Annotated in this window: 21 protein-coding genes; 16 read left to right on the forward strand and 5 right to left on the reverse strand. The window is 69.2% G+C overall.

From position 1 onward, the window contains the following. Positions 1 to 205 precede the first annotated feature (205 nt). From DPR14_RS21675 to DPR14_RS21690, 4 genes are read left to right on the forward strand one after another with little or no spacing between them, the layout of a single operon-like run. Positions 206 to 883: a glycosyltransferase gene (locus DPR14_RS21675; RefSeq protein WP_425501047.1), complete on the forward strand. Its 678-nt coding sequence runs from the start codon at positions 206 to 208 to the stop codon at positions 881 to 883. Between the two features lie 7 nt (positions 884 to 890). Beyond that, the gene (locus tag DPR14_RS21680; RefSeq protein WP_158047000.1) at positions 891 to 1,541 is read left to right on the forward strand and encodes a TIGR04282 family arsenosugar biosynthesis glycosyltransferase; all 651 of its coding nucleotides are present in this window, start codon (positions 891 to 893) and stop codon (positions 1,539 to 1,541) included. Between the two features lie 46 nt (positions 1,542 to 1,587). Next, on the forward strand, positions 1,588 to 2,691 hold the full coding sequence (locus tag DPR14_RS21685) for an aminoglycoside phosphotransferase family protein (protein WP_192499086.1): 1,104 nt from the start codon (positions 1,588 to 1,590) through the stop codon (positions 2,689 to 2,691). A gap of 25 nt (positions 2,692 to 2,716) precedes the next feature. Continuing rightward, on the forward strand, positions 2,717 to 3,949 hold the full coding sequence (locus DPR14_RS21690) for an ABC transporter substrate-binding protein (protein ID WP_246148450.1): 1,233 nt from the start codon (positions 2,717 to 2,719) through the stop codon (positions 3,947 to 3,949). Positions 3,950 to 3,961: 12 nt separating this feature from the next. Here the strand turns inward: DPR14_RS21690 and DPR14_RS21695 are convergent, their stop codons facing one another. Continuing rightward, complete coding sequence (locus tag DPR14_RS21695) at positions 3,962 to 5,155, reverse strand: phosphoglycerate kinase (RefSeq protein ID WP_158047002.1); 1,194 nt, start codon at positions 5,153 to 5,155, stop codon at positions 3,962 to 3,964. A gap of 281 nt (positions 5,156 to 5,436) precedes the next feature. Between DPR14_RS21695 and DPR14_RS21700 the strand changes: the two genes are divergently transcribed. From DPR14_RS21700 to DPR14_RS21715, 4 genes are all read left to right on the forward strand, one after another. Then, a complete protein-coding gene (locus DPR14_RS21700) occupies positions 5,437 to 6,480 on the forward strand; it encodes a class I SAM-dependent methyltransferase (protein ID WP_158047003.1) in 1,044 nt (347 codons plus the stop codon). A gap of 208 nt (positions 6,481 to 6,688) precedes the next feature. Continuing rightward, positions 6,689 to 8,272, forward strand: a complete 1,584-nt coding sequence (locus DPR14_RS21705) for a CYTH and CHAD domain-containing protein (protein ID WP_158047004.1) — start codon at positions 6,689 to 6,691, stop codon at positions 8,270 to 8,272. An 18-nt stretch (positions 8,273 to 8,290) separates the two neighbouring features. After that, the gene (locus DPR14_RS21710; protein ID WP_158047005.1) at positions 8,291 to 8,917 is read left to right on the forward strand and encodes a ParA family protein; all 627 of its coding nucleotides are present in this window, start codon (positions 8,291 to 8,293) and stop codon (positions 8,915 to 8,917) included. Positions 8,918 to 9,202: 285 nt separating this feature from the next. Beyond that, entirely contained in the window at positions 9,203 to 9,460 is a 258-nt protein-coding gene (locus tag DPR14_RS21715) for a hypothetical protein (RefSeq protein ID WP_158047006.1), read from the forward strand. Positions 9,461 to 9,552: 92 nt separating this feature from the next. Here the strand turns inward: DPR14_RS21715 and DPR14_RS21720 are convergent, their stop codons facing one another. From DPR14_RS21720 to DPR14_RS21735, 4 genes are all read right to left on the reverse strand, one after another. Continuing rightward, entirely contained in the window at positions 9,553 to 9,774 is a 222-nt protein-coding gene (locus tag DPR14_RS21720) for a hypothetical protein (RefSeq protein ID WP_158047007.1), read from the reverse strand. Positions 9,775 to 9,864: 90 nt separating this feature from the next. Beyond that, positions 9,865 to 11,265 (reverse strand): sensor histidine kinase, encoded by a 1,401-nt coding sequence (locus tag DPR14_RS21725; RefSeq protein ID WP_158047008.1) that lies wholly within the window; start codon positions 11,263 to 11,265, stop codon positions 9,865 to 9,867. 82 nt (positions 11,266 to 11,347) lie between these two features. Next, positions 11,348 to 12,760: a dihydrolipoyl dehydrogenase family protein gene (locus DPR14_RS21730; protein WP_158047009.1), complete on the reverse strand. Its 1,413-nt coding sequence runs from the start codon at positions 12,758 to 12,760 to the stop codon at positions 11,348 to 11,350. Further along, positions 12,753 to 13,484: a TVP38/TMEM64 family protein gene (locus tag DPR14_RS21735; RefSeq protein ID WP_158047010.1), complete on the reverse strand. Its 732-nt coding sequence runs from the start codon at positions 13,482 to 13,484 to the stop codon at positions 12,753 to 12,755. Before DPR14_RS21735 ends, DPR14_RS21730 begins: the two co-directional genes overlap by 8 nt. 174 nt (positions 13,485 to 13,658) lie before the next feature. Here DPR14_RS21735 and DPR14_RS21740 point away from each other — a divergent pair, with 174 nt between their 5' ends. The 8 genes from DPR14_RS21740 to DPR14_RS21775 all read left to right on the forward strand — a co-directional run bounded on the left by DPR14_RS21740 (position 13,659) and on the right by DPR14_RS21775 (position 20,428). Beyond that, complete coding sequence (locus tag DPR14_RS21740) at positions 13,659 to 14,441, forward strand: hypothetical protein (RefSeq protein WP_158047011.1); 783 nt, start codon at positions 13,659 to 13,661, stop codon at positions 14,439 to 14,441. 83 nt (positions 14,442 to 14,524) lie between these two features. Then, a complete protein-coding gene (rpmH, locus tag DPR14_RS21745; protein ID WP_158047012.1) occupies positions 14,525 to 14,659 on the forward strand; it encodes a 50S ribosomal protein L34 in 135 nt (44 codons plus the stop codon). A gap of 5 nt (positions 14,660 to 14,664) precedes the next feature. Beyond that, positions 14,665 to 15,078: a ribonuclease P protein component gene (rnpA, locus tag DPR14_RS21750; RefSeq protein ID WP_158047013.1), complete on the forward strand. Its 414-nt coding sequence runs from the start codon at positions 14,665 to 14,667 to the stop codon at positions 15,076 to 15,078. A 56-nt stretch (positions 15,079 to 15,134) separates the two neighbouring features. Next, positions 15,135 to 15,419, forward strand: coding sequence for a membrane protein insertion efficiency factor YidD (yidD, locus tag DPR14_RS21755; RefSeq protein WP_211103847.1), 285 nt, complete (start codon positions 15,135 to 15,137; stop codon positions 15,417 to 15,419). A 9-nt stretch (positions 15,420 to 15,428) separates the two neighbouring features. Next, a complete protein-coding gene (yidC, locus tag DPR14_RS21760; RefSeq protein ID WP_158047014.1) occupies positions 15,429 to 17,174 on the forward strand; it encodes a membrane protein insertase YidC in 1,746 nt (581 codons plus the stop codon). 123 nt (positions 17,175 to 17,297) lie between these two features. Next, positions 17,298 to 17,972 (forward strand): ribosome biogenesis GTP-binding protein YihA/YsxC, encoded by a 675-nt coding sequence (gene yihA / locus DPR14_RS21765; RefSeq protein WP_192499087.1) that lies wholly within the window; start codon positions 17,298 to 17,300, stop codon positions 17,970 to 17,972. A 155-nt stretch (positions 17,973 to 18,127) separates the two neighbouring features. After that, positions 18,128 to 19,054, forward strand: a complete 927-nt coding sequence (gene argB / locus DPR14_RS21770; RefSeq protein ID WP_158047015.1) for an acetylglutamate kinase — start codon at positions 18,128 to 18,130, stop codon at positions 19,052 to 19,054. Between the two features lie 375 nt (positions 19,055 to 19,429). Next, complete coding sequence (locus tag DPR14_RS21775) at positions 19,430 to 20,428, forward strand: IS110 family RNA-guided transposase (protein WP_158043700.1); 999 nt, start codon at positions 19,430 to 19,432, stop codon at positions 20,426 to 20,428. The last annotated feature ends 331 nt before the right edge of the window (positions 20,429 to 20,759 follow it).

Raw genomic sequence — 20,759 nt, forward strand, 5'->3', positions numbered from 1 at the left:
TCCGCATCGACGCTCCGGGCACGGAGAACCGATCGAAATCACCGTGCAAGACCGCTAGGTTCCAGCCGTCGGGCCTCCGGGCCCGACGCATCGCAGCACACGAGGCGGGGGAATCGATCGTTTCAGCCAGAACACCGGCGCCGGACGCCCCACTCCGGCCCCGCAGGAGCCATCCCTGTCCACCCTCGGCATCGTCATTCCCGCGCTGAACGCGGAAAGGCCCGGCTCCTGCGGCCTGGGCCGGACGCTGGAAGCGATCGGCCCGGTTGCGGCGGCGGCAGGATGGCCGATCCTGGTGTCCGACGGCGGCTCGACCGACGGCACCCCGGAGACGGCCCGGCGGCACGGCGCGCGGGTCGTCCGGGCGCCGCGCGGACGCGGATCCCAGCTGGCCGCCGGCGCCGAGGCCCTGCTGGCGGACGGCGGGACGGAATGGCTGTTCTTCCTGCACGCCGACAGCGTGCCCGACCCTTACTGGGCGGATGAAGCGGCGCGCTTCGCCGCGGCGGCGGACAACCGCGACCGCGCCGGCTACGGGCGATTCGCGCTTGACGATGCCGCGGCGCCGGCCCGCCGGATCGAGCGGCTGGTCGAGTGGCGATGCCGCCGGTTCGGCTTGCCCTACGGCGACCAGGGCCTGCTGATTCATCGCGACCTGTACCGCGAGGTGGGCGGCTTCCCCGCCATCGGCCTGATGGAGGATGTCGCCGTCGTGCGCCGGATCGGCCGGCGCCGCCTGGTTCCCCTCCCCTTCGCCGTGACCACCTCGGCGGAGCGTTACCGGCGCGGCGGCTATGTCCGCCGGCCGCTGCGCAACCTCGGCTGCCTCGCCCTCTATCTGGCCGGCCTGCCGCCCGACGCCGTCCGCCGGCTCTACGGGTAAGCCCGCGATGACCCTCGGACCGGCCCCGACGGGGCGCCATCTCGTGGTCTTCGCGCGGGAAGCCCGCCTCGGGCGCGGCAAGCGGCGACTGGCCGCCCATGTCGGCCCGGTCGCGGCGGTGCATTTCCAGCGCACCGCCCTCCCGGCCCTGCTGCGCCGGCTCGGCCGGGACCCGCGCTGGACCGTCTGGCTGGCCCTGACGCCCGACCGCGCGCGGATGCCGGCGGGGCTTCCGAAGCGGGTACGGCCGCTCGCCCAGGGCACCGGCGGATTGGGCGAGCGGATGCGCCGCCCGATGCGCCGCCCGCCCGTCGGCCTGCCGCCCGGTCCGGTGGTGGTGATCGGAAGCGACATCCCGGCGGTCCGGCCGGACCATGTCGCCGCCGCCTTCCGGGCGCTGGGGAACCGCGCCTTCGTCTTCGGGCCGGCGGCGGACGGCGGTTACTGGCTGGTCGGGGCGCGCCGCCGGCCGGCCGAACCGCGCGACATCTTCGCCGGCGTCCGCTGGTCGAGCCCGCGCGCCCTGTCCGACACGCTCGCCAACCTGCGCCCCGGCGAGGCGGGGCCGCCGCTGGGCCTGCTGGAGGATGTCGACGATCCCGCGGCCTGGCGCCGCTGGCGGCGCGGTGGGAAAAACCGCGCGTTCACGCCGATGTGAAGGCTTGAGCTATGGCCGGACGCCACGGGCCGCCATATTGTTCCGCATGATCTCGACGCCCCTGCTCCAGGCCCTGCACCGGCGGCTCATCCGGCTGTCCGGATACGGGGATGTCCGCCTTGAGGACCTGACGCCCCTCCCCACCACCGGGCTGGCGCACGACCATGTGCGCGTGGCCGGCCACGGCGTCCTTCTCAGGGTGCCCAGGCAGAGCCAGCTGGGCCTGTCCGCGGCGTCCAACCTGACCTACCAGGCGGCCTGTTTCGAACGCGCCGGCCCTGGCGGCCACGTGCCGGGCCTGCGCGCCGTGATGCTGCCGGAGGAGACGGTGCCGATGGGCGCGCTGGTGGTCGACGAGATCGCCGGCCGGCCGCCCGCCCTGCCGGCCGACCTGCCCGCGATCGTCCGCGCCTTGGCGTCGATCCACGGGCTTCCGGTGCCGGCCCCGCCGGATCGCCGCCCCCTGCGCGACCAGGAGGACCCGGTCGGCGCCACGCTCGGGGAGGTGACGGCGCAGGCGCGGCACCTCGACGACGCCGGGCTCCACCCGGAGGCCCGCGCCGCGATAGAGCAGGAACTCGCCTGGGCCGCAGGCTTCGCGCGCCGGAGCGGAAGGCCGCCGGTCACCCTGATCTCGTTCGATGCCCATCCCGGCAATTTCCTCATCGCCGGCTCCGGGCCGGCTCCCGGCACCGCCGTCCTGGTCGACCTGGAGAAGGCCCGCTACGGCACCGCCGGGTTCGATCTGGCGCATGCCACGCTCTACACCTCGACCACCTGGGACGTTTCCTGCCACGCCGTGCTCGGCACCGCCGACATCGCCGCCGCTTACGGGCTGTGGCTGGATGTCGTGGACCCTGCCCTGGCCGGCGCCTGCCGCCCCTGGCTGCTGCCGCTGCGGCGGGTGATGTGGCTGTGGTCGGTGACCTGGTGCGCCAAGTGGCGGGTCGAGTCGCGGGCGGTGGCCAAGGCCGGCAAGCACCGGGCCGAGAGCGCCGAGGACTGGTCGGCCGACCTCAGCGACGCGGCCCTGGTGAAGCATGTCGCCGGCCGGGTGGCGGATTACCTGGACCCGGTCACCATCGCTGCCGTACGGTCGGAATGGCTCAACGCCAATCCCCTGACCGACCTGCTTCCGCTTCCGGGCTGAGCCACCAACAGGAGATCCCAGAACAGTGCCTTCGCCGCTTCGCCTTCCACTGCTCGCCGCCGTCGTGGCGGCGGGGCTTAATCTGGGCGCCGTGCCGGCAGGCGCCCAGGCACCGTCATCCCCGACACCCGACTGGGACGCGACGCTGGCGGCCGCGCGCGGCAAGACCGTGTTCTGGAACGCCTGGGCGGGCGACCCCCGGATCAACGACTATATCGGCTGGGTCGGCGGCCAGGTGCGCGACCGCTTCGGCATCGACCTGCGCCATGTCAAGGTGACCGACACAGCCGACGTCGTATCCCGCGTGCTGGCCGAGAAGGCGGCCGGCAAGGACCGGGGCGGCTCGGTCGACCTGGTCTGGATCAACGGCGAGAACTTCGCGGCCATGAAGGAGAACGGGCTGCTGCACGGCCCCTTCGTGGACCGGCTGCCCAACGCGGCCCTGATCGACACGGAGGGCAAGCCGACCACCACGGTGGATTTCACCATCCCGACCGACGGGATGGAGGCGCCGTGGGGCATGGCCCAGTTCGTCTTCGTCCATGACGGCGATCAGGTCGCCGCACCGCCGCGCAGCGCCGCCGCCCTGCTGGACTGGACGAAGGAGAACCCCGGCCGGTTCACCTATCCGGGCCCGCCGGACTTCATCGGCAGCACCTTCCTGAAGCAGATGCTGGTGGAGGTGGCGGCCGACCCGGCGCGGCTCCAGAAGCCGGCCGACGATGCCGATTTCGACCTGGTGACCGCACCGCTCTGGTCGTTCCTGGAGCAACTCCATCCCAACCTGGCGCGCGGCGGACGGAGTTTCCCGGCGAGCGGCCCGGCGCTGAAGCAGATGCTGGCCGACGGCGAGGTCGCCATGGGCTTGAGCTTCCATCCCGGCGAGGCGTCCCGCGATATCGCCGGCGGCCTGCTGCCGTCCTCGGTCCGCACCTTCGTGCTGGAGCGCGGAACGATCGGCAACACCCATTTCGTGGCGATCCCCTACAACGCGAACGCCCTGGAGGCCGCGATGGTGGTGGCCGATTTCCTGCTGTCGCCGGAAGCCCAATTGCGCAAGCAGGACCCCGGCGTGTGGGGCGACTTCACCGTCCTCGACCTGGACCGGCTCAAGCCGGAGGACCGCCGGAGGTTCGACGCGCTGCCTCGGGGAGAGGCGACCCTGTCGGACGAGGAACTGGGCACGCCCCAGCCCGAACCGCACCCCTCGTGGATGGTGCGGATCGAGCAGCAATGGACGAAGCGGTACGGAAGCTGACGCTTCCGCCGCTCAGCCCTTGAGCGCCGCGACGCCCGGCAGATCCTTGCCTTCCAGCCATTCCAGGAAGGCGCCGCCGGCGGCCGAGACATAGGTGAACGAGTCCTCGACGCCGGCCGCGGCCAGGGCCGCCACGGTGTCGCCGCCGCCGGCCACGCTCAGGACCCGCCCGGCCTTGGTCAGCGCCGCGACGCTGCCGGCCACCGCGTTGGTCCCGGCGTCGAACGGCCGGGTCTCGAACGCGCCGAGCGGGCCGTTCCAGACCACCGTGCGGCAGCCCTGGAGCTTCAGGGTCACGTACTCGACCGTGGCCGGGCCGACATCCAGGATCATGGCGTCGGCGGGCACCTGGTCGATCGCCACCACCTGGCTCTCGGCGCCGGCCTTGAACTCCTTAGCGACGATGGCATCGCGCGGCAGCAGGATCTCGCATCCCGCCTGGTCGGCGATCGCCATGATCTCGCGCGCCTGCTCGGCCATGTCCTTCTCGCACAGCGAGGCTCCGACCGCGGTGCCGCGGGCATAGAGGAAGGTGTTGGCCATGCCGCCGCCCAGCGCCAGCAGGTTGACCCGGCGCACCAGGTTGCCCAGCAGGTCCAGCTTGGTGGAGATCTTGGCGCCGCCGACCACGGCGGCGACCGGGCGCTCGGGGTTTTCGAGCGCCAGCGTCAGCGCCTTCAGCTCGGCTTCCATCAGGCGGCCGGCGGCGTTGGGCAGCAGGCGGGCCAGCGCCTCGGTCGAGGCGTGGGCGCGGTGGGCGGCGGAGAAGGCGTCGTTGACGTAGATGTCGCCCAGCTCGGCGAGCTGCTTCGCGAAACCGGGATCGTTCTTCTCCTCCTCGGGGTGGAAGCGGAGATTCTCCATCACGATGATCGAGCCGCCGTGGAGATTGGCGATGGCCTCCTTGGCCTGAGGCCCGACGCAGTCCGGCGCGAAGGCGACCTTCTGGCCGACCGCCTTGGACACCGCGTCGACCACGGGCCGCAGCGAGTATTTCGGATCGGGACCGCCCTTGGGCCGGCCGAAGTGCGACAGCACGACCACCTTGGCGCCGGCCTGCGACAGCTCCGTCAGGGTCGGGGCCAGCCGGTCGATGCGCGTCGTGTCCGATACCGCGCCGTCCTTCATGGGCACGTTCAGGTCGGCCCGGACCAGGACGGTCTTGCCATCGAACTGGTAGTCATCAAGGGTTTTGAAGCCGCTCATCGGTTCCGTCCCATTCCTCGTGAATTCAGCGCCAAGTGGATCGCCAAAGATGTCGCAGGGTGTCTTCGTGGCATTTTCATGATGCCGGTCGCAGCGATGGGGAACCAACCACAACCGGCCCGGCAAATCAATGTCCCGCCGCCGCGCCGGACGGCGACTATGACAGGCTACCCGTATCGAAATCGACGGCTCCGCCTTCCCGACCGGACCCGGCTCGACTTGGCGCCGCGGGAAACCGGCATACCTGTGGTATGATCGCCAACGTTGACGGAGCTTCGACCATGATCGGACCGGCAAGACGCGCGGCCTATGCCCTCAGCCAGACCGCCCGCATCTCATGGTTCTTCGGGCAGTATCTCCTGGCGGCCAGGCTGGACGGCCGGGCAGTTCCCAAGAACCGGGTGCCGTCCGGGCTGAAGACGCCGGACCGGGCGACCATCCTGGCGGACTTGCGGGCGCTGATGAGCCGCGACTTCGCCAACATCGAGGCGGGCTGCTACCGCATGCCCCACGACATGGTGGAGCCCCCGCGCAAGGTGCTGCGCGACGCGGTCCGCTTCTTCCAGGATCTGCCCGAGGTGCGGCGCCGGCGGCGCGGCCGGATCGCCACCGAAGTGTTCGAGGAGCGGCGGGCGGAAGGCTCGAAGCTGCCGCGCTACTACCTGCAGAACTTCCATTACCAGACCGACGGCTATCTGAGCGACCACTCGGCCGAGCTGTACGACCACCAGGTGGAAGTGCTGTTCGGCGGCGGCGCGGATGCGATGCGCCGGCAGGCGCTGGTGCCGCTGCACCGGCATTTCCGGGAACGCCGGGTCGCCGAGAGCAGGCTTCTGGACGTGGCCTGCGGCACGGGCCGGTTCCTGACCTTCGTGAAGGACAATTATCCCCGGCTGGACGTAACCGCGCTGGACCTGAGCCCGAACTACCTGCGCCAGGCGCAGCGGCTGCTCAGCCCCTGGTCGCGCACCCGGTTCGTCCAGGCCGCGGCCGAGGGCATACCCGCGCGGGACGAGAGCTTCGACGCGGTCACCTGCATCTACCTGTTCCACGAATTGCCGCGCAAGGTGCGGGCCGCCGCCGCGGCCGAGATGGCGCGGGTGCTGAAGCGGGACGGAATCCTGGTGTTCGTCGAAACCCTTCAGAAGGGCGACCGGCCGGATTACGACGGCCTGCTGGACCTGTTCCCGCTGGCCTTCTACGAACCCTATTACGACGACTACATCCGCCAGGATATCGGCGCGCTGTTTTCGGAAGCCGGCCTCGAAATCGTCGACACGACGCTGGCGTTCATGTCCAAGGTGGTGGTATTGCGCAAGCGGTGAAGACGGCGGCGGGGAGCGGCGGGAAGCGGCGGCACCAGCAACCCGCCGCCGATGTCTTGCCGGCGCGATCACATTTATTACAGTTTTGTGAAACTAATATTACATATTGTTTGTAGATGGGCCGTCTTCTATAAGGTTTGCCAATGTTTTCAGTTTCATGACAAATCTCGGTAGCTGACATTGGCCCCGGGTTGAGAGACACTAAAGAATGGCAAGCCAGGAGATCGAGTTGAAGCTGCGGGTCGAGCCGCAGCATCTGCCCCGCTTCCGCAATTCCCCGGCATTGGCCGGAACGGAGGGCCGACCGGCCGCCAAGAACCTTGAAAGCGTCTATTACGACACCGAGGACTTGCGGTTGCGTAGCCGCGACGTGACGTTGCGGGTCCGCAAGCAGGGACGCAGCTTCGTCCAGACGATCAAGGCGGCCAACGAACATGCCGGCGGAGTGTTCAGCCGGGGCGAGTGGGAATGCGCGGTGCCGACCGCCGAACCCGACCTCGCCGCCGTGACGGACGGGGAGCCGTTGCGCCTGCTGGGTCCGGTCACCCAGGCCGAACTGCGGCCGGTCTTCGCCAGCCACGTAAAGCGCCAGGTCCGGATGCTGAACGGCGCCGCGGGCCACGGCCCCGGCACCGTGATCGAGGTCGCCATCGACCAGGGCGAGATCCGGACGTCCGGCGGGGAGGTCTTGCCGCTGGCGGAGCTGGAGCTGGAGTTGAAGGGCGGCGATCCCCAGGCCCTGTTCGACCTGGCGCTGGAGCTGTCGGGCGTGGCGCCCCTGCGGATCGAGACCCGCACCAAGGCCGAGCGCGGCTACGCCCTGGCAGCGGGCGAGGCCGAATCGGCGGTCAAGGCCCGGAAGCTGCTGCTGACCCCGGATCATACCGCCGAGCAGGCGCTGGCCTCGATCATGCGCAACTGCCTGAGCCACGTGGTGCTGAACGAGGCGTCGGCGCTCAAGGGCGCGGACCCCGAGGGCGTCCACCAGATGCGGGTGGCGCTGCGCCGCCTGCGCTCCGCCCTGGGGCTGTTCCGCACGCTGGTGCCGGCGGACCAGTACGACTGGCTGGCCGGCGAGGTGAAGTGGCTGGCCGGGGAACTCGGCAACGCTCGGGACTGGGACGTCTTCCTGGCGGACCTGCTGGCCCCGGTCGAAGGCGCGCTGGACGAGGAAGCCGCCCGGGGCGGCCCGCTGACCGCGCTCCGCGAGGCGGCCCTGGCCAGCAGGGAGCGGGCCTATGAAAGGGCGCGCGAGGCCATCCTGTCGCCCCGCTACACCACCCTGTTGCTCAAGCTGGGAAGCTGGCTGGAGGCGCGCTCCTGGCGCCAGCAGCCGCTGTCGGAGGAGGCGGCCCGGCTGTTCGCCCCGGTCACCGATCTGGCCGACGGGCTGCTCGCCAAGCGGCACAAGCAGGCGCGCCGGCGCGGCGCCGGGTTCGCGCAACTGCGCGCCGAACAGCGGCACGAGCTTCGCATCGCCCTGAAGAAGCTGCGCTATGCCGCCGAATTCTTCCGCTCGCTCTACGGCGACAAGGCCACGGCGAAGTATCTGCGCCGGCTTGCCGCCCTGCAGGACGACCTGGGCCACCTGAACGACGTCGCCACCGCCGAAACCCTGATGGGCCGGCTGGCGAACGAACAGGCGGGAGGCCCCGGCCTGTGGCGCATCGGCGGCGGCATGGTGATCGGCTGGCACGCCCGAGGGGTGGCGCAGATCGAGCCGCGGCTGATCCGGGACTGGGAGAATTTCGCCGCGGCGAAGCCTTTCTGGTCGAAGCCGTCGAACGGCTAGGATAGGATCGCCGCGACCATGCTCACAGTCCTCGTCGCCAACATCAAGGGCGGTTGCGGCAAGACCACGATCGCGACCCATCTGGCGGCCGCCTTCGCGACGGCCGGGCAGAACACCCTGCTGGCGGACGTGGACCGCCAGAGATCCAGCCTGGGCTGGGTCGACCGCCGTCCGGCCGATGCGGCCCCCCTGACCGGGCTGGACTGGAGCAAGGACCTGGCGACTCCGCCCAAGGGCTCGGGCCGGCTGGTCATCGACGCGCCGGCCGCGCTGAAGACCAGGCAGATCGAGGAACTGGTCAAGCTGGCCGACGTGATCGTGCTCCCGGTGCTGCCCAGCGCCTTCGACGAGCAGGCGACCCGGCGCTTCCTGGACAAACTGGAGGAGCTGAAGCCGATCGCCAGGAACAAGAAGGCTATCGCCGTGGTCGGCAACCGGCTGCGGGCCCGGACCAAGTCGGCCGACCGTCTGGACGAGTTCCTGGACGGGGTCGGCCACAAGGTCGTGACCCGGATCCGCGACACCCAGCTCTATCCCGATACCGCCGCCACCGGCCTAAGCCTGTTCGACCTGAAGGGCAAGCGGGTCGGGGATTACCGCTCCGACTGGGAACCGCTGCTCAGCTACATAGCGCTGTTGGAATAAGCGCCCGGCGGACCCGGTCCCGCATATCCCGGGAGCTTACCGCGCCTGCGCCTCCGCCACCCGGATCGGGTAGTCCAAAATTACTGGACAGGTTCCAGCAAACTCGACGGCCCGACCGGTTCAAGCCCCGGCCGGCGGGGTCCGAGCCCCGCGGAAAGCCACTGGAGCAGCGGCTTTTCCACCACTTTCGAAAGTGGCACGCGACTTGCTGATAGAGGAAGCATCGGCGGACGGCGACGGTGCCGACGGCGAAATGAAACAGACCTTCGATCAGCGGAGAAAATCATGAGCACCAATGTCGGCGTTGAGCAGAGCGGCAAGTCGGGCGGCGACGCGTTCGGTCACTCCACCTCGGGTTCCATGGGCGTGGGCGGCGCCGGCCTGGGCTCCGCCTCGGCCTTCGGCGGCCTCGGCAACGGCTCGTCCTCGGGCACCGCGTCGGGCTTCGGCGGCGATGCCGGCTCCACCTCGGCCGCTGCGGGCGCCCTGGGCGGCGACGTGAGCGACAACACCTCGATCGGCTCGATCACGATCAACTCCTGATCGCTGACGCCCCTTGGGGTCAGGGAAAAGGCGCGGCGCCCCAGGGTGCCGCGCCTTTTCCGCTTTCAAGACCGACTTCCGGGTACCGGCTCTCAGTTCTCGTGGGCCGCCGTGTCGCCCGGTCCCCGCGGACGCGCGCCGGCCTGATCGAAGGCCCGGCGGATCGAGAAGAAGATCACCCCGACGGCCACCGCGAAGACGATCAGCCCCATGTAATAGAACGTGTGATCCGCTGCGCGCGACGCCACGAACAGCCCGATCAGGCCGATCACGCCGACGATGCCGTTGGCCACCCATGTGCCGATCTTGTCCACCGTACTCTCCTCCGTTCCGCAAGGCGGCTCGCCGCCGTAAATGACTCTGCATCTGTAATAGGGAAACGCCGCGATTGTCGCAATCGCTCCTTAAGTCGGCGGGGTGCCGGCCAGCGGGAGTTCCAGGACGAAGCAGGTGCCGCGGGAGTCGCTCCCGGCCAGGCGGATGTCGCCGCCATGGGCGCGGGCGACCTCGCGGGCGATCGCAAGTCCCAGCCCCGTGCCGCCGGCCCGGGCGGAGCCGGCGAAAGGCTGGAACAGGTTCTCCCGGGCGCGGGGCGGCAGGCCCGGCCCGTTGTCGCTGACCGTCAAAGCGAGCCGATCGCCGTCACTCTCCGGCGGCGCCGCGGCGACCGTGACCTCCGTGGCGCCTGCCTCCAGGGCGTTCCGCGCCAGGTTGGCCAGCGCGCGGGAAAGCTGCTCGCGGTCGGCCTGGACCTTCAATCCCCGCGGCACCCGGTTGACCAAGGCGATGCCGGTGCCGGCGGCCGGCGCCAGCTCGGCCCCGACCTCCTCCACCACCTCGGCCAGCTGCACCGCCGCGCGCCTGAGCGGCAGCATGCCGTCGCGCGAATAGGCCAGGGTCTGGCTGCACAGCTCGACCGCCCGGTCGATCGCCTGCATCAGGCGCGGCGTGACCCGGCGAACCTCCGGATCCTCGCTGACCGCCAGCCGTTCGGAGACGAGCGCCGCGGTGGACAGGATGTTGCGCAGGTCGTGGTTGATCTTCGTGACCGCCGTGCCGAGGGCGGCGAGCCGTTCCCTCTGGCGCAGCGCCGAGCGCAACGCCGCCTGCATGTCGATCAGCTCGCGCTGGGCCATGCCGATCTCGTCCGCCCGCGCTGTGGGCGGCAGGGTCGCCGACAGGTCCTCGGGATCGCGGCGGAACGCCATCATGCTGGCGGTGATCCGCTGCATCGGCCGGATCATCAAGCCGTTGAGGCTGAGGAACACCAGCCCGGCGGTGATCAGGGAGATCAGCACCGACAGTGCCAGGATTCGTTCGGCGAAATCGATCATCTCGGCGCGGAGCGGCGCCTCGTCCAGCACCAGCTCGACCTCGACGCTGCCGTCCTTCGGCGAGGCTCCGGCGACCTGGATGACCCGGTCCTCCCGGCGGACCAGCAGGGCCACGGCGTCCATGATCATGTCGAACCACATGCCCCGCCTCAGGTCGTAGGCCTGCGCCACCGGCGGAGCGGGCGTCGTGCTCAGCATGTAGATGCGCTCGTCCGGCAGCTCGAGATCGACGGAATAGGCGCCGACATGGGCGAGCAGCTTGGTCTCCAGTTCCTCGGTGACCATCTGGTCGGGCGCCGCCTCGATCGTCAGGGCCGCGAGATGGCCGGCCGCCATCCGCTGCTCCAGCCAGACCTGCCGGAAGCGGGCGACAGACGGCGCGAAGATCAGCACCTCCGCCAGCATGACGAACAGGATGGTCATGACCAGCAGCTTGGCCGACAGGCTGGTGGCGAACTTGCGAAGGATCATGGCCGGCGGCGCATCCGTTCCGTTGGGGACGGATACGTTATACTTAAAAGGCCGGCTTATTGAACCCGCGGCGGGGAAAGTTTCAGCCGAACCGGCCGAGGAAGCGGACCAGCCCGCGGGTCCGGCCGCTGAACAGCTTGGGCGTGTAGAAGCTTCCCGCCGCCCGTTTCCCGGCCTCGCCCAGGGTCGGGTACGGCGCGATCATCGACGCGACGGCGCCGATCTTGAGCTTCTGCGAGATGGCGAGGCACCAGACCTGGATCAGTTCGCCGGCATGGGCTCCCACGATCGAGGCGCCGAGAATCCGGCCGTTGGGCAGGGTTAGGACCTTGACCTTGCCCTCGGTGTCCCGTTCGGCCTGGGCGCGGTCGTTCTCCTCGAAACCCCAGGTCAGCACGCGCACGTCGCCATGGGCTTCCCGCGCCTGGGCCTCGGTCAGGCCGACATGGGCCAGTTCCGGCTCGGTATAGGTGACCCAGGGCAGCGCCGTGTAATCCACCTTGGCGGGCAGCCGGAACAGCGCGTTGCGGATTACGATCCCGGCGTGATAGCCGGCGATGTGGGTGAACTGCGGACCGCCGGCCACGTCGCCCACGGCATAGACCCGCCGGTTGGCGGTGCGCAGCCGGGCGTCGGTCGTCACCCCCTTGGAGGTGAACTCGATCCCGGCGAGATCCAGCCCGAGGCCGTCCACGTTGGCCTGCCGGCCGGCGGCCACCAGCAGATCGGAACCCTCGACCCGGCCGCCGTCGCCCAGCACGACGGCGATGCCGTTGCCGTGGCGCTCGACGCGGGCGATCTCCACCCCCTCGCGCAGGTCCACGCCCTCGGCCCTGACGCGCTCGCGCACCACCGCGACCAGGTCGGGATCGTCCTTGGGCAGGATGGCGTCCTTCTGGAGCACGGTGACCCGGACGCCCAATCGCCGGTGAGCCTGGGCCATCTCCATCCCGATCGGCCCGCCGCCGATCACGATCAGGTGATCGGGAGCGGCCTTGCGTTCGAAGATCGTCTCGTTGGTCAGGTACGGCACGCCTTCGAGGCCCGGGATGGGCGGCGTCGCCGCGCGCGATCCCGTCGCCAGCACGAAGCGGCGGGCGCGGACCGTGGTACCGCCGGCTTCCACCGCGTCCGGGCCGGTGAAGCGGGCCTGGGCCTGGATCACCCGGACGCCCAGACCCTCGAACCGCTGCACGGAGTCGTTGGGTGCTATGGCGGCGATCACGCCGTGGACATGGTCATGGACGCGGGCGAAATCGATTTCCGGCTCATGGCCGTTCACGCCGAAGCGGCCGGCGTGGCGGACCGCGTCGGCCGCCCGCGCGGCGGCCAGCAGCGACTTCGACGGCACGCAGCCATAGTTGAGGCAGTCACCGCCCATGGCGCCGCGCTCGATCAGGACGGTGGAGGCGCCCATCTGGACGGCGCCGGCCGCGACCGAAAGCCCGCCGGAACCGGCACCGATCACGCAGATATCCGTCCTGATCTCAGCCATTGGCGCGACTCCCCTTGAACTTCTTGTAGATGACCGGCACCAGGGCCAGCAGCGACAGCCCGGCGACCGGCAGCAGGATCTCCGGCTTGAAGATGATCGACAGGTCCGGCGTGCCGCCCGCATCGAACACGGAGCCCACGCCGTTGCCGACCGAGGCATAGACGAAGCTGCCGGGGATGATCCCCAGGAAGGTGCCGAGCGCGTAGGTGCCGAGCGGCACGCCCAGGAACGCCGGCACCAAATTGACCAGCCAGAACGGGAACAGCGGAACCAGCCGGAGGACCAGCAGGTAGCTGAGCGCGTTCTCGCGGAACCCCGCTTCCAGCCTTTCCATCCACGGCCCGGCCCGGCGGCGCAGCCCGCTGCCCAGGGCGGTCCGCGCGGCCAGGAACACGCCGACCGCGCCGAGCGTGGCGCCGGTGACCACGTAGATGCCGCCCGCCAGCGTCCCGAACAGGAATCCCCCCGCGATGGTCAGCACCGCGGCGCCCGGGATCGAGAAGGCGACGGCCGCCGCGTAGACCGCGATGAAGCCCAGCGGCGCCGCCACGGGATGCCGCGCGACCAGGTCGAGCAGGGTTTCCCGGTGTTCCCCGAGGCTGGAGAAGTTCAGGTACCGGTGCAGTCCGAGCGCGAAGAAGGCGACCAGCCCTGCGGCCAGCACCGCCAGCGGGAGGAATCGCTTCAGGTTGGAAGGTTCGGACATCGGTTCGGCGGCGGCCATGGGGTCTTCCTCTCCATCGGCGGTGTGCTGTCGAGAGTTATCATCGGGCGACGCTCACCGGCCAGTCACCTTGCCGTGAGGTGGGCCGTGAGGTGGGCCGTGAGATGGGCCGTGAGGTTGGTCGGCGGGGACGGTTGATCGGATCGTGACACACGGCATCGGGGATCCAACGCCATGGCCGAGAGAAAGAGCCGCCGGCCCGCCGAAATCGTCGAGCGCGGCAACATCTACTTCCTGTACCGCCCGAAGGTCCACGGCGAGGGCGAGCCGGAGGAGAGCGCCGGCGGAATCGGCGACGTGGAGCGATTCCACATCGTCCTCCGCCCCGACGGGGAGGCTCGGTTCCGGCTGATGACCATCGGCCGCAAGCGGCTGCCCGACGTCGAGGACCACGAGCGCAACTGGGGTTTCGTCGATCTGGTCGCCAAGAGCGCGAAGGAGGTCACATCGGAGCTGGGGGAGCAGCATTACCGGACGAAGACCCGGGGGGAGCGCGTACGTCCCGCCGCCCGTCCGGCCGGCGAGGGGGTGTACGTGCTGGCCAGGACCGGCCATTCCCTGCATCTGGCCTACGCCCTCGAGCTTCCGGAAGCGCCAGGCCCGGTCCAGAGGGAGCTGAACATACTGCCGGAGAGCAGCTTCGCGCTGTCGATCAAGAATCCCGAGAAGGGATCGCCCGCCGACGCCGGGCTGGACGGAAAACGGGAAGCGGACTATCCCGACAAGCTCCGGAAGGAATTCCGCGACCGCCGCTTCGCGACCGAGGACACCCGCCTGCTCGACTATGCCGGGGCCGAGTTCATCCTGGTCGGCGCCGGGCGGGACGTTGAACGCGACCTCGGCATCGCGCTGGACCCCAAGGACGAGTCGGAAAAGTCCGCCGACATCTTCACCCAGCTCCGCCTCGCCAAGGGCAGGCACCCGATCGAGCCGCTGCTGACCGGCAAGTGGAGTTGACGAACTTGGATTGACTCACGGGGTTCGGGCCCCTATACACCGTCCTTCGTTTTCCAGTCACCAGTTTGAACGGAGTGTGTGTCGTGAAACGCACGTACCAGCCGAGTAAGATCGTGCGCAAGCGCCGGCACGGTTTTCGCGCCCGTATGGCAACCGTGGGTGGTCGCCGGATTCTGTCCGCCCGCCGGTCCAAGGGCCGCAAGCGCCTCAGCGCTTAAGCCCGATGCCGCCCGAGGGGAGCGCGCCCGGGCTCGGGCGCCTCAAGCGGCGGCCGGAATTTCTCGCTGTAGCCGGCGCACGCCGTAAATGGGTTGCTCCCGGCCTGATCCTGCAAGCCCGCCGCCATGACGATCGCCAGCGCCCCGGTGCCGGCGAAGCGTCCGTGCGAGTGGGCTTTACGGCCAGCAAGAAGGTCGGCAACGCCGTGGCCCGCAACCGGGCGAAACGGCGCCTCCGCGCGCTCTCGGCGGAGATCCTGGCCGAGCATGGCGCCCCCGACACGGATTTCGTGCTGATCGCCCGCGGCGAGACGCTGGTCCGTCCGTGGGACGAGCTTCGCCGGGACCTGACGACCTGCCTCAAGCGCCTGAAGGCGTGGCGCGCGCAACGTGAGACGGACCGATGCGGGACCGGATGATGAGCGGCGGCACGACGGATACATGCTCCGGGGGCACGAGCCCGGCGGCATGGCTGATGCGCGCCCTGGTCAGGGTTTACCAGTGGACCTTGGCCCCGGTTCTGGGCAACAACTGCCGTTTCGAACCAAGCTGTTCCAACTACGCGCTGGAAGCGTTATCTAAGCATGGCGCGATCCGCGGCGGCCTGATGGCCGCTTGGCGCATCCTGCGGTGCAATCCGTGGGGCGGAGCAGGCTGGGACCCGGTGCCGGATGCTGGAAATGCCGGCGCCGATCAAGCCGATACCGGACCGGCCAACAAACATAAGATTCATAACAGATGCGACCACGGCAGGGACTGACCAGGATCCATGACTGACCAGCGCAACCTCCTCGTGGCGATCCTGCTGTCGATCGTCATCCTGCTCGGATTTCAGTACTTCTACGAAATCCCGCGCATGGAACAGCGCAAGGCGGAATTGGCGCAGCAGCGCGCGGAAGAGCAGGCCCGCCTGCCCGCTCCGACCACCCCGGAAGGCGTCACCGCCGACGGGTCGCCGGTTCCGATCCCCGGGGCTCCGGCCGCGGGCGCCCCGCAGGACCGTGCCCAGGTGGTGGCGACCGGGCAGCGCGTCCGGATCGACACGCCGCGCCTGCACGGCACGATCTCGACCGTAGGCGCGCGGATCGACGACTTGACGCTGGCCGACTACCACGTGACGCCGGACCGCGGCAGCCCGGAGATCGTGCTGCTCTCCCCCGCCGGAACCACCCAGCCCTATTACGCCGAGTTCGGCTGGGTGCCGGCCGCCGGGACCAACCAGCCGGTACCGAACGCCTCCACCCAGTGGACCGCGCCGACCGAGCCGCTGACGCCGAACAATCCGGTCACCATGACCTGGGACAACGGCCAGGGGCTGGTGTTCGAAAAGACCTTCACGGTCGACCAGAACTACATGTTCTCGGTGACCCAGCGGGTGCGCAACAACACCGGCGCGCCGGTATCCCTGGTCCCCTACGGCCTGGTGTCGCGCCACGGCACGCCGCCGACGCTGGGATATTACATCCTGCACGAAGGTCCGCTGGGCGTCTTCAACGGAACGCTGCACGAGTACAAGTACGGCGACCTCAAGGAAGACGGCAACATCCAGTACCAGACCACCGGCGGCTGGATGGGCATCACCGACAAGTATTGGCTGGTGTCGCTGATCCCGGACCAGAACGGCGAGTTCCGGTCGCAGATGCGCCACACCACGGCGAACGGCCAGGACCGCTACCAGGTCGACTATACCGGCCAGCCGGTCACCATCGCGGCGGGCGAGAGCACCGAGACGACCAACCGCCTGTTCGCCGGCGCCAAGCAGGTCAAGCTGCTGGACGCCTACGCGGACCAGTACGGCATCAAGAACTTCGACCTCGCGATCGACTTCGGCTGGTTCTACTTCCTGACCAAGCCGTTCTTCTACGCGCTGGATTTCTTCGGCACGCTGTTCGGCAATTTCGGCGTGGCGATCCTGGTGTTCACCGTCTGCGTCAAGGCGGTCTTCTTCCCCCTGGCCAACAAGTCCTACAAGGCCATGAGCAAGATGAAGGCCCTGCAGCCGGAGATGACGAAGATCCGCGAGCGCTTCGGCGACGACCGCCAGCGGATGAGCCAGGAGATGATGGCGCTGTACAAGCGCGAGAAGGCCAACCCGGTCAGCGGCTGCCTGCCGATCCTGATCCAGATCCCGGTGTTCTTCGCGCTCTACAAGGTGCTGTTCGTCACCATCGAGATGCGGCACGCGCCGTTCTTCGGCTGGATCAAGGACCTGTCGGCCCCCGATCCGACCACCATCTTCAACCTGTTCGGCCTGTTCCCCTGGGACCCGCCGAGCCTGCTCCACCTGGGCGTCTGGCCGATCATCATGGGCATCACGATGTACCTGCAGCAGAAGCTGAACCCGGCCCCGCCGGACCCGGTGCAGGCGAAGGTGTTCATGGCGCTGCCCTTCGTCTTCACCTTCATGCTGGCCAGCTTCCCGGCCGGACTGGTGATCTACTGGGCCTGGAACAACAGCCTGTCGATCCTGCAGCAGTGGATCATCATGCGCCGCATGGGCGTCAAGGTGACCTGACGAGGCAACCCCGCTCCGACAGCGCCGCCCCGGGCAACCGCGGGCGGCGTTCGTCGTTATGAGAGACGGGCCCGGCACGAGAGAAGCCAGCACGAGAGAAGCCAGCACGAGAGTAGAAGGAACATGACCGCCATGACCGGCCCGATCACCCCGACCCTGATGCCCGAGCAGACCGAGTCCGGCCTGGAGGAAGGCCGGCTGCTGTTCGCCAAGGAGTGCAACTTCATCTGGGGCGCCGCCGACGAGGCCAACCTGCCCGAGGCGACCCTGCCGGAGATCGCCTTCGCCGGCCGGTCCAATGTCGGCAAGTCGAGCCTGGTCAACGCGCTCACCGGCCGCAAGACGCTGGCCAGGACCTCCAACACGCCGGGACGCACCCAGCAGCTCAACTTCTTCGACCTGGGCGGCAGGATGATCCTGGTCGACCTGCCCGGCTACGGCTATGCCAAGGAATCCAAGACCAAGGTCGCCGCCTGGACCGGGCTCGTGAAGAACTACCTGAAGGGCCGCGTCACGCTCCGCCGGATCTGCCTGCTGATCGACGGCCGCCACGGGCTGAAGCCCAACGACGTCGAGATCATGGACATGCTCGATAAGGCCGCGGTGCCCTATCAGGTCGTGCTGACCAAGATGGACAAAGTGAACAAGGCCGAGCAGGCCGCCGTCGTGGAGAAGACCGTGGCCGGCCTGAAGAAGCACCCCGCCGCCCATCCCGAGGTGGCCTCGACCAGTTCCGAGGAAGGCACCGGCATCACGGAGCTGCGCGCCAGCCTGGCGACGCTGGCGCTGCCGGCCTGACCGGATTGACCTGACCGGGTTCGCCTGACCGGCCTCGGCCGGGGCGGGACGCGAAGTCACAGCAGTGTTGCGACCGAATCACTTGCAACGGTAAAGCGGTCTGTCGCAAAACCGCCGCTAGCAGGCACCGCCCCATTGACTTAGAGTTCCGCGCCATGAGCGAACCGACCGTCCCCCCCGCCCCGCCGCAGCTTTCCCGCGAGGAATGGCTGAACAAGGCCCGGACCCTGTCCGAGGCCCTTCCCTACATGCGCCGCTATTCCGGCCGCACCTTCGTGATCAAGTATGGCGGCCATGCGATGGGCGACGAGTCGCTGGGCGAGCTGTTCGCCCGGGACGTCGTGCTGCTGAAGCAGGTCGGCATCAACCCCGTGGTCGTCCACGGCGGCGGGCCGCAGATCGGCGCCATGCTGGAGCGGCTGAAGATCAAGAGCTCGTTCATCGACGGCCTGCGCGTCACCGACAAGGAGACGGTGGACATCGTCGAGATGGTCCTGTCCGGCTCCATCAACAAGCAGATCGTCACCGCGATCAACAACCAGGGCGGCAAGGCGGTCGGCTTGTCCGGCAAGGACGGCCACCTGATCAGCGCGCGCAAGCTTCGCCGGACCCAGCGGGACACCGACAGCAACATAGAGAAGATCCTGGACCTGGGCTTCGTCGGCGAGCCGTACCAGGTGAACCCGCAGATCCTGGAGACCTTCGAGAAGTCGGACGTGATCCCGGTGATCGCGCCGATCGGCCTGGGCCGCAACGGCGAGACCTACAACATCAACGCCGACACGGCGGCCGGCGCCATCGCCGCCGCGCTGGGAGCCACCCGCCTGTTCCTGCTGACCGACGTCGTCGGCGTCCTGGACAAGCAGAAGAACCTGATCCCCAACATGATGCTGGAGGACGCCCGGCGATACATGACCGACGGCACCATCACCGGCGGCATGATCCCGAAGATCGAGACCTGCATCTCTGCGGTCGAGCAGGGCGTCGACGCCTCGGTCATCCTGGACGGCCGGGTACCCCACGCCCTGCTGCTGGAAATCTTCACCGAAGGCGGCGCCGGAACGATGATCGGGCGGGACTGAGGGGCTCCCTCGGGGAACCCGGTTCCCCCGAATCACCGTTGAAGGTTTCGATCCGCGAATGCAGCGTCGCACATCCGGCTAGAGCAGTTCCCGAACAGGTTGAACCGCTCTGGCCCATGCAGCCTGCCGCTCCATTCGCCGCGATGCGTTGGGCCACGGCCCAACCTTGTCTTTTGGTGACGTTGTATAGAGGTTTTGTCGGGGGGAACCGGGTGCCCCGTCAGGAGCACCCGGTTCACGGGGTCAGGACACTGAGCCCAACCAAGGTTAGGCACCGCACGTAGCAGAGTGCCTGCCCCGAGCCCTCGGCGTTTCTCGCACAGTTGCCAGGCGCCGTGCTTTTGGCCGGACGCCGCAGACAAGGACGAGTTCACCATGTCTTGCCAATCCTACTGCATCGGGATCGATGCCTCCAAAGCCTATCTTGACACCTGCGGCGTGCCGGGCCGCGGCGCGTGGCGCCTTCCCAACACGGCCGAGGGCCACACCGCCCTCGCGACGGTGCTGGGCGCGCTGCGCGCGGGCGGCGACGAGGTGCTGGTCATGATGGAAGCGTCGGGCGGCTGCGAGCGCGAACTGCACCACGCCCTGGCCCGGGCCGATGTGCCGGTCGCCGTCGTCAATCCCAAGTGGGCGCGTGACTTCGCCCGCTCGACCGGCCAGCTGGCGAAGACCGACCGGGTCGACGCCCGGATGCTCCAGGCCTTCGGCGAGGCCACCCGTCCCCGCCCGACGCCGGTCCCGGAGCCGTTGCGCGCCGAGTTGATCGAGATGCTCGACTACCGCGACCAGATCCTGGCCGAGATCGTCGCGCGCGGCCATCAGCTCAAGCACCTGCGCGGCGACTTCATGCGCCGGCGCGCCGAGACGGCGCTGGAAGCGCTGCGCACCGAGGCCGACACCCTGGCCTGGATGATCGAGGCGAAGCTGAACGACGACCCGGGGCTGCGGCAGCGGGCCGCCCTGCTGCGCAGCTTCCCCGGGGTCGGGCCGCTGAGCGCGGCCATGCTGGTGGTCCACATGCCCGAGTTGGGCAGCCTGACCGGCCGGCAGGCGGCCAGCCTGGCCGGCCTGGCGCCGTTCGCCCGCGACAGCGGCACCCTGCGCGGGGTGCGCACGATCTTCGGCGGCCGGGCCAAGGTGCGCCGGGCGTTGTTCCACGTCGGCCGGGTCGGCCTGCGCCACAACGCCACGCTCAAGGCCTTCTATGACAGCCTGAAGGGACGCGGCAAGCCGGGCAAGGTGGCGCTGGTCGCCTGCATGCGCAAGGCGCTGGTGATCCTCAACGCCCTGCTCCGGACGGGCCGGCCCTGGGTGGCGGAGTACGCCGCCGACGGGCCGCCGGCCGAAGCCGCCTCCGCCACGGCATCCTGAGCCCCATCCCTTTGTTCGACCGGCGGCACCATCCCTCCGTCCCGACCTGAGGGTCCAGCGGGCGGCGGGCGGAGCGGCGGTCAAGGAGGGCCGAAGGCCACCGCGGAGCGGCGCGCAGCGTCCTTGATGGCCGCTCCGCCCGCCGCCCGCTGGACCGAGGTGGGGGCGGCCAAGAGCACGTCCGACAACCGCCGCGGCAAACCGCTGACGGCGGCGTCTTCCCGTGACCATGCATGCTGCTTGAAGTTGTATATCCACACCCAACGATGCGGCTCACAAAAACAGTTGCTACGGTTTGATGCAGGGCAGAGGTGATGCGAGCCGTCGATAG

This window comes from Skermanella pratensis, assembly GCF_008843145.1.
Classification (GTDB): Bacteria; Pseudomonadota; Alphaproteobacteria; order Azospirillales; family Azospirillaceae; genus Skermanella; species Skermanella pratensis.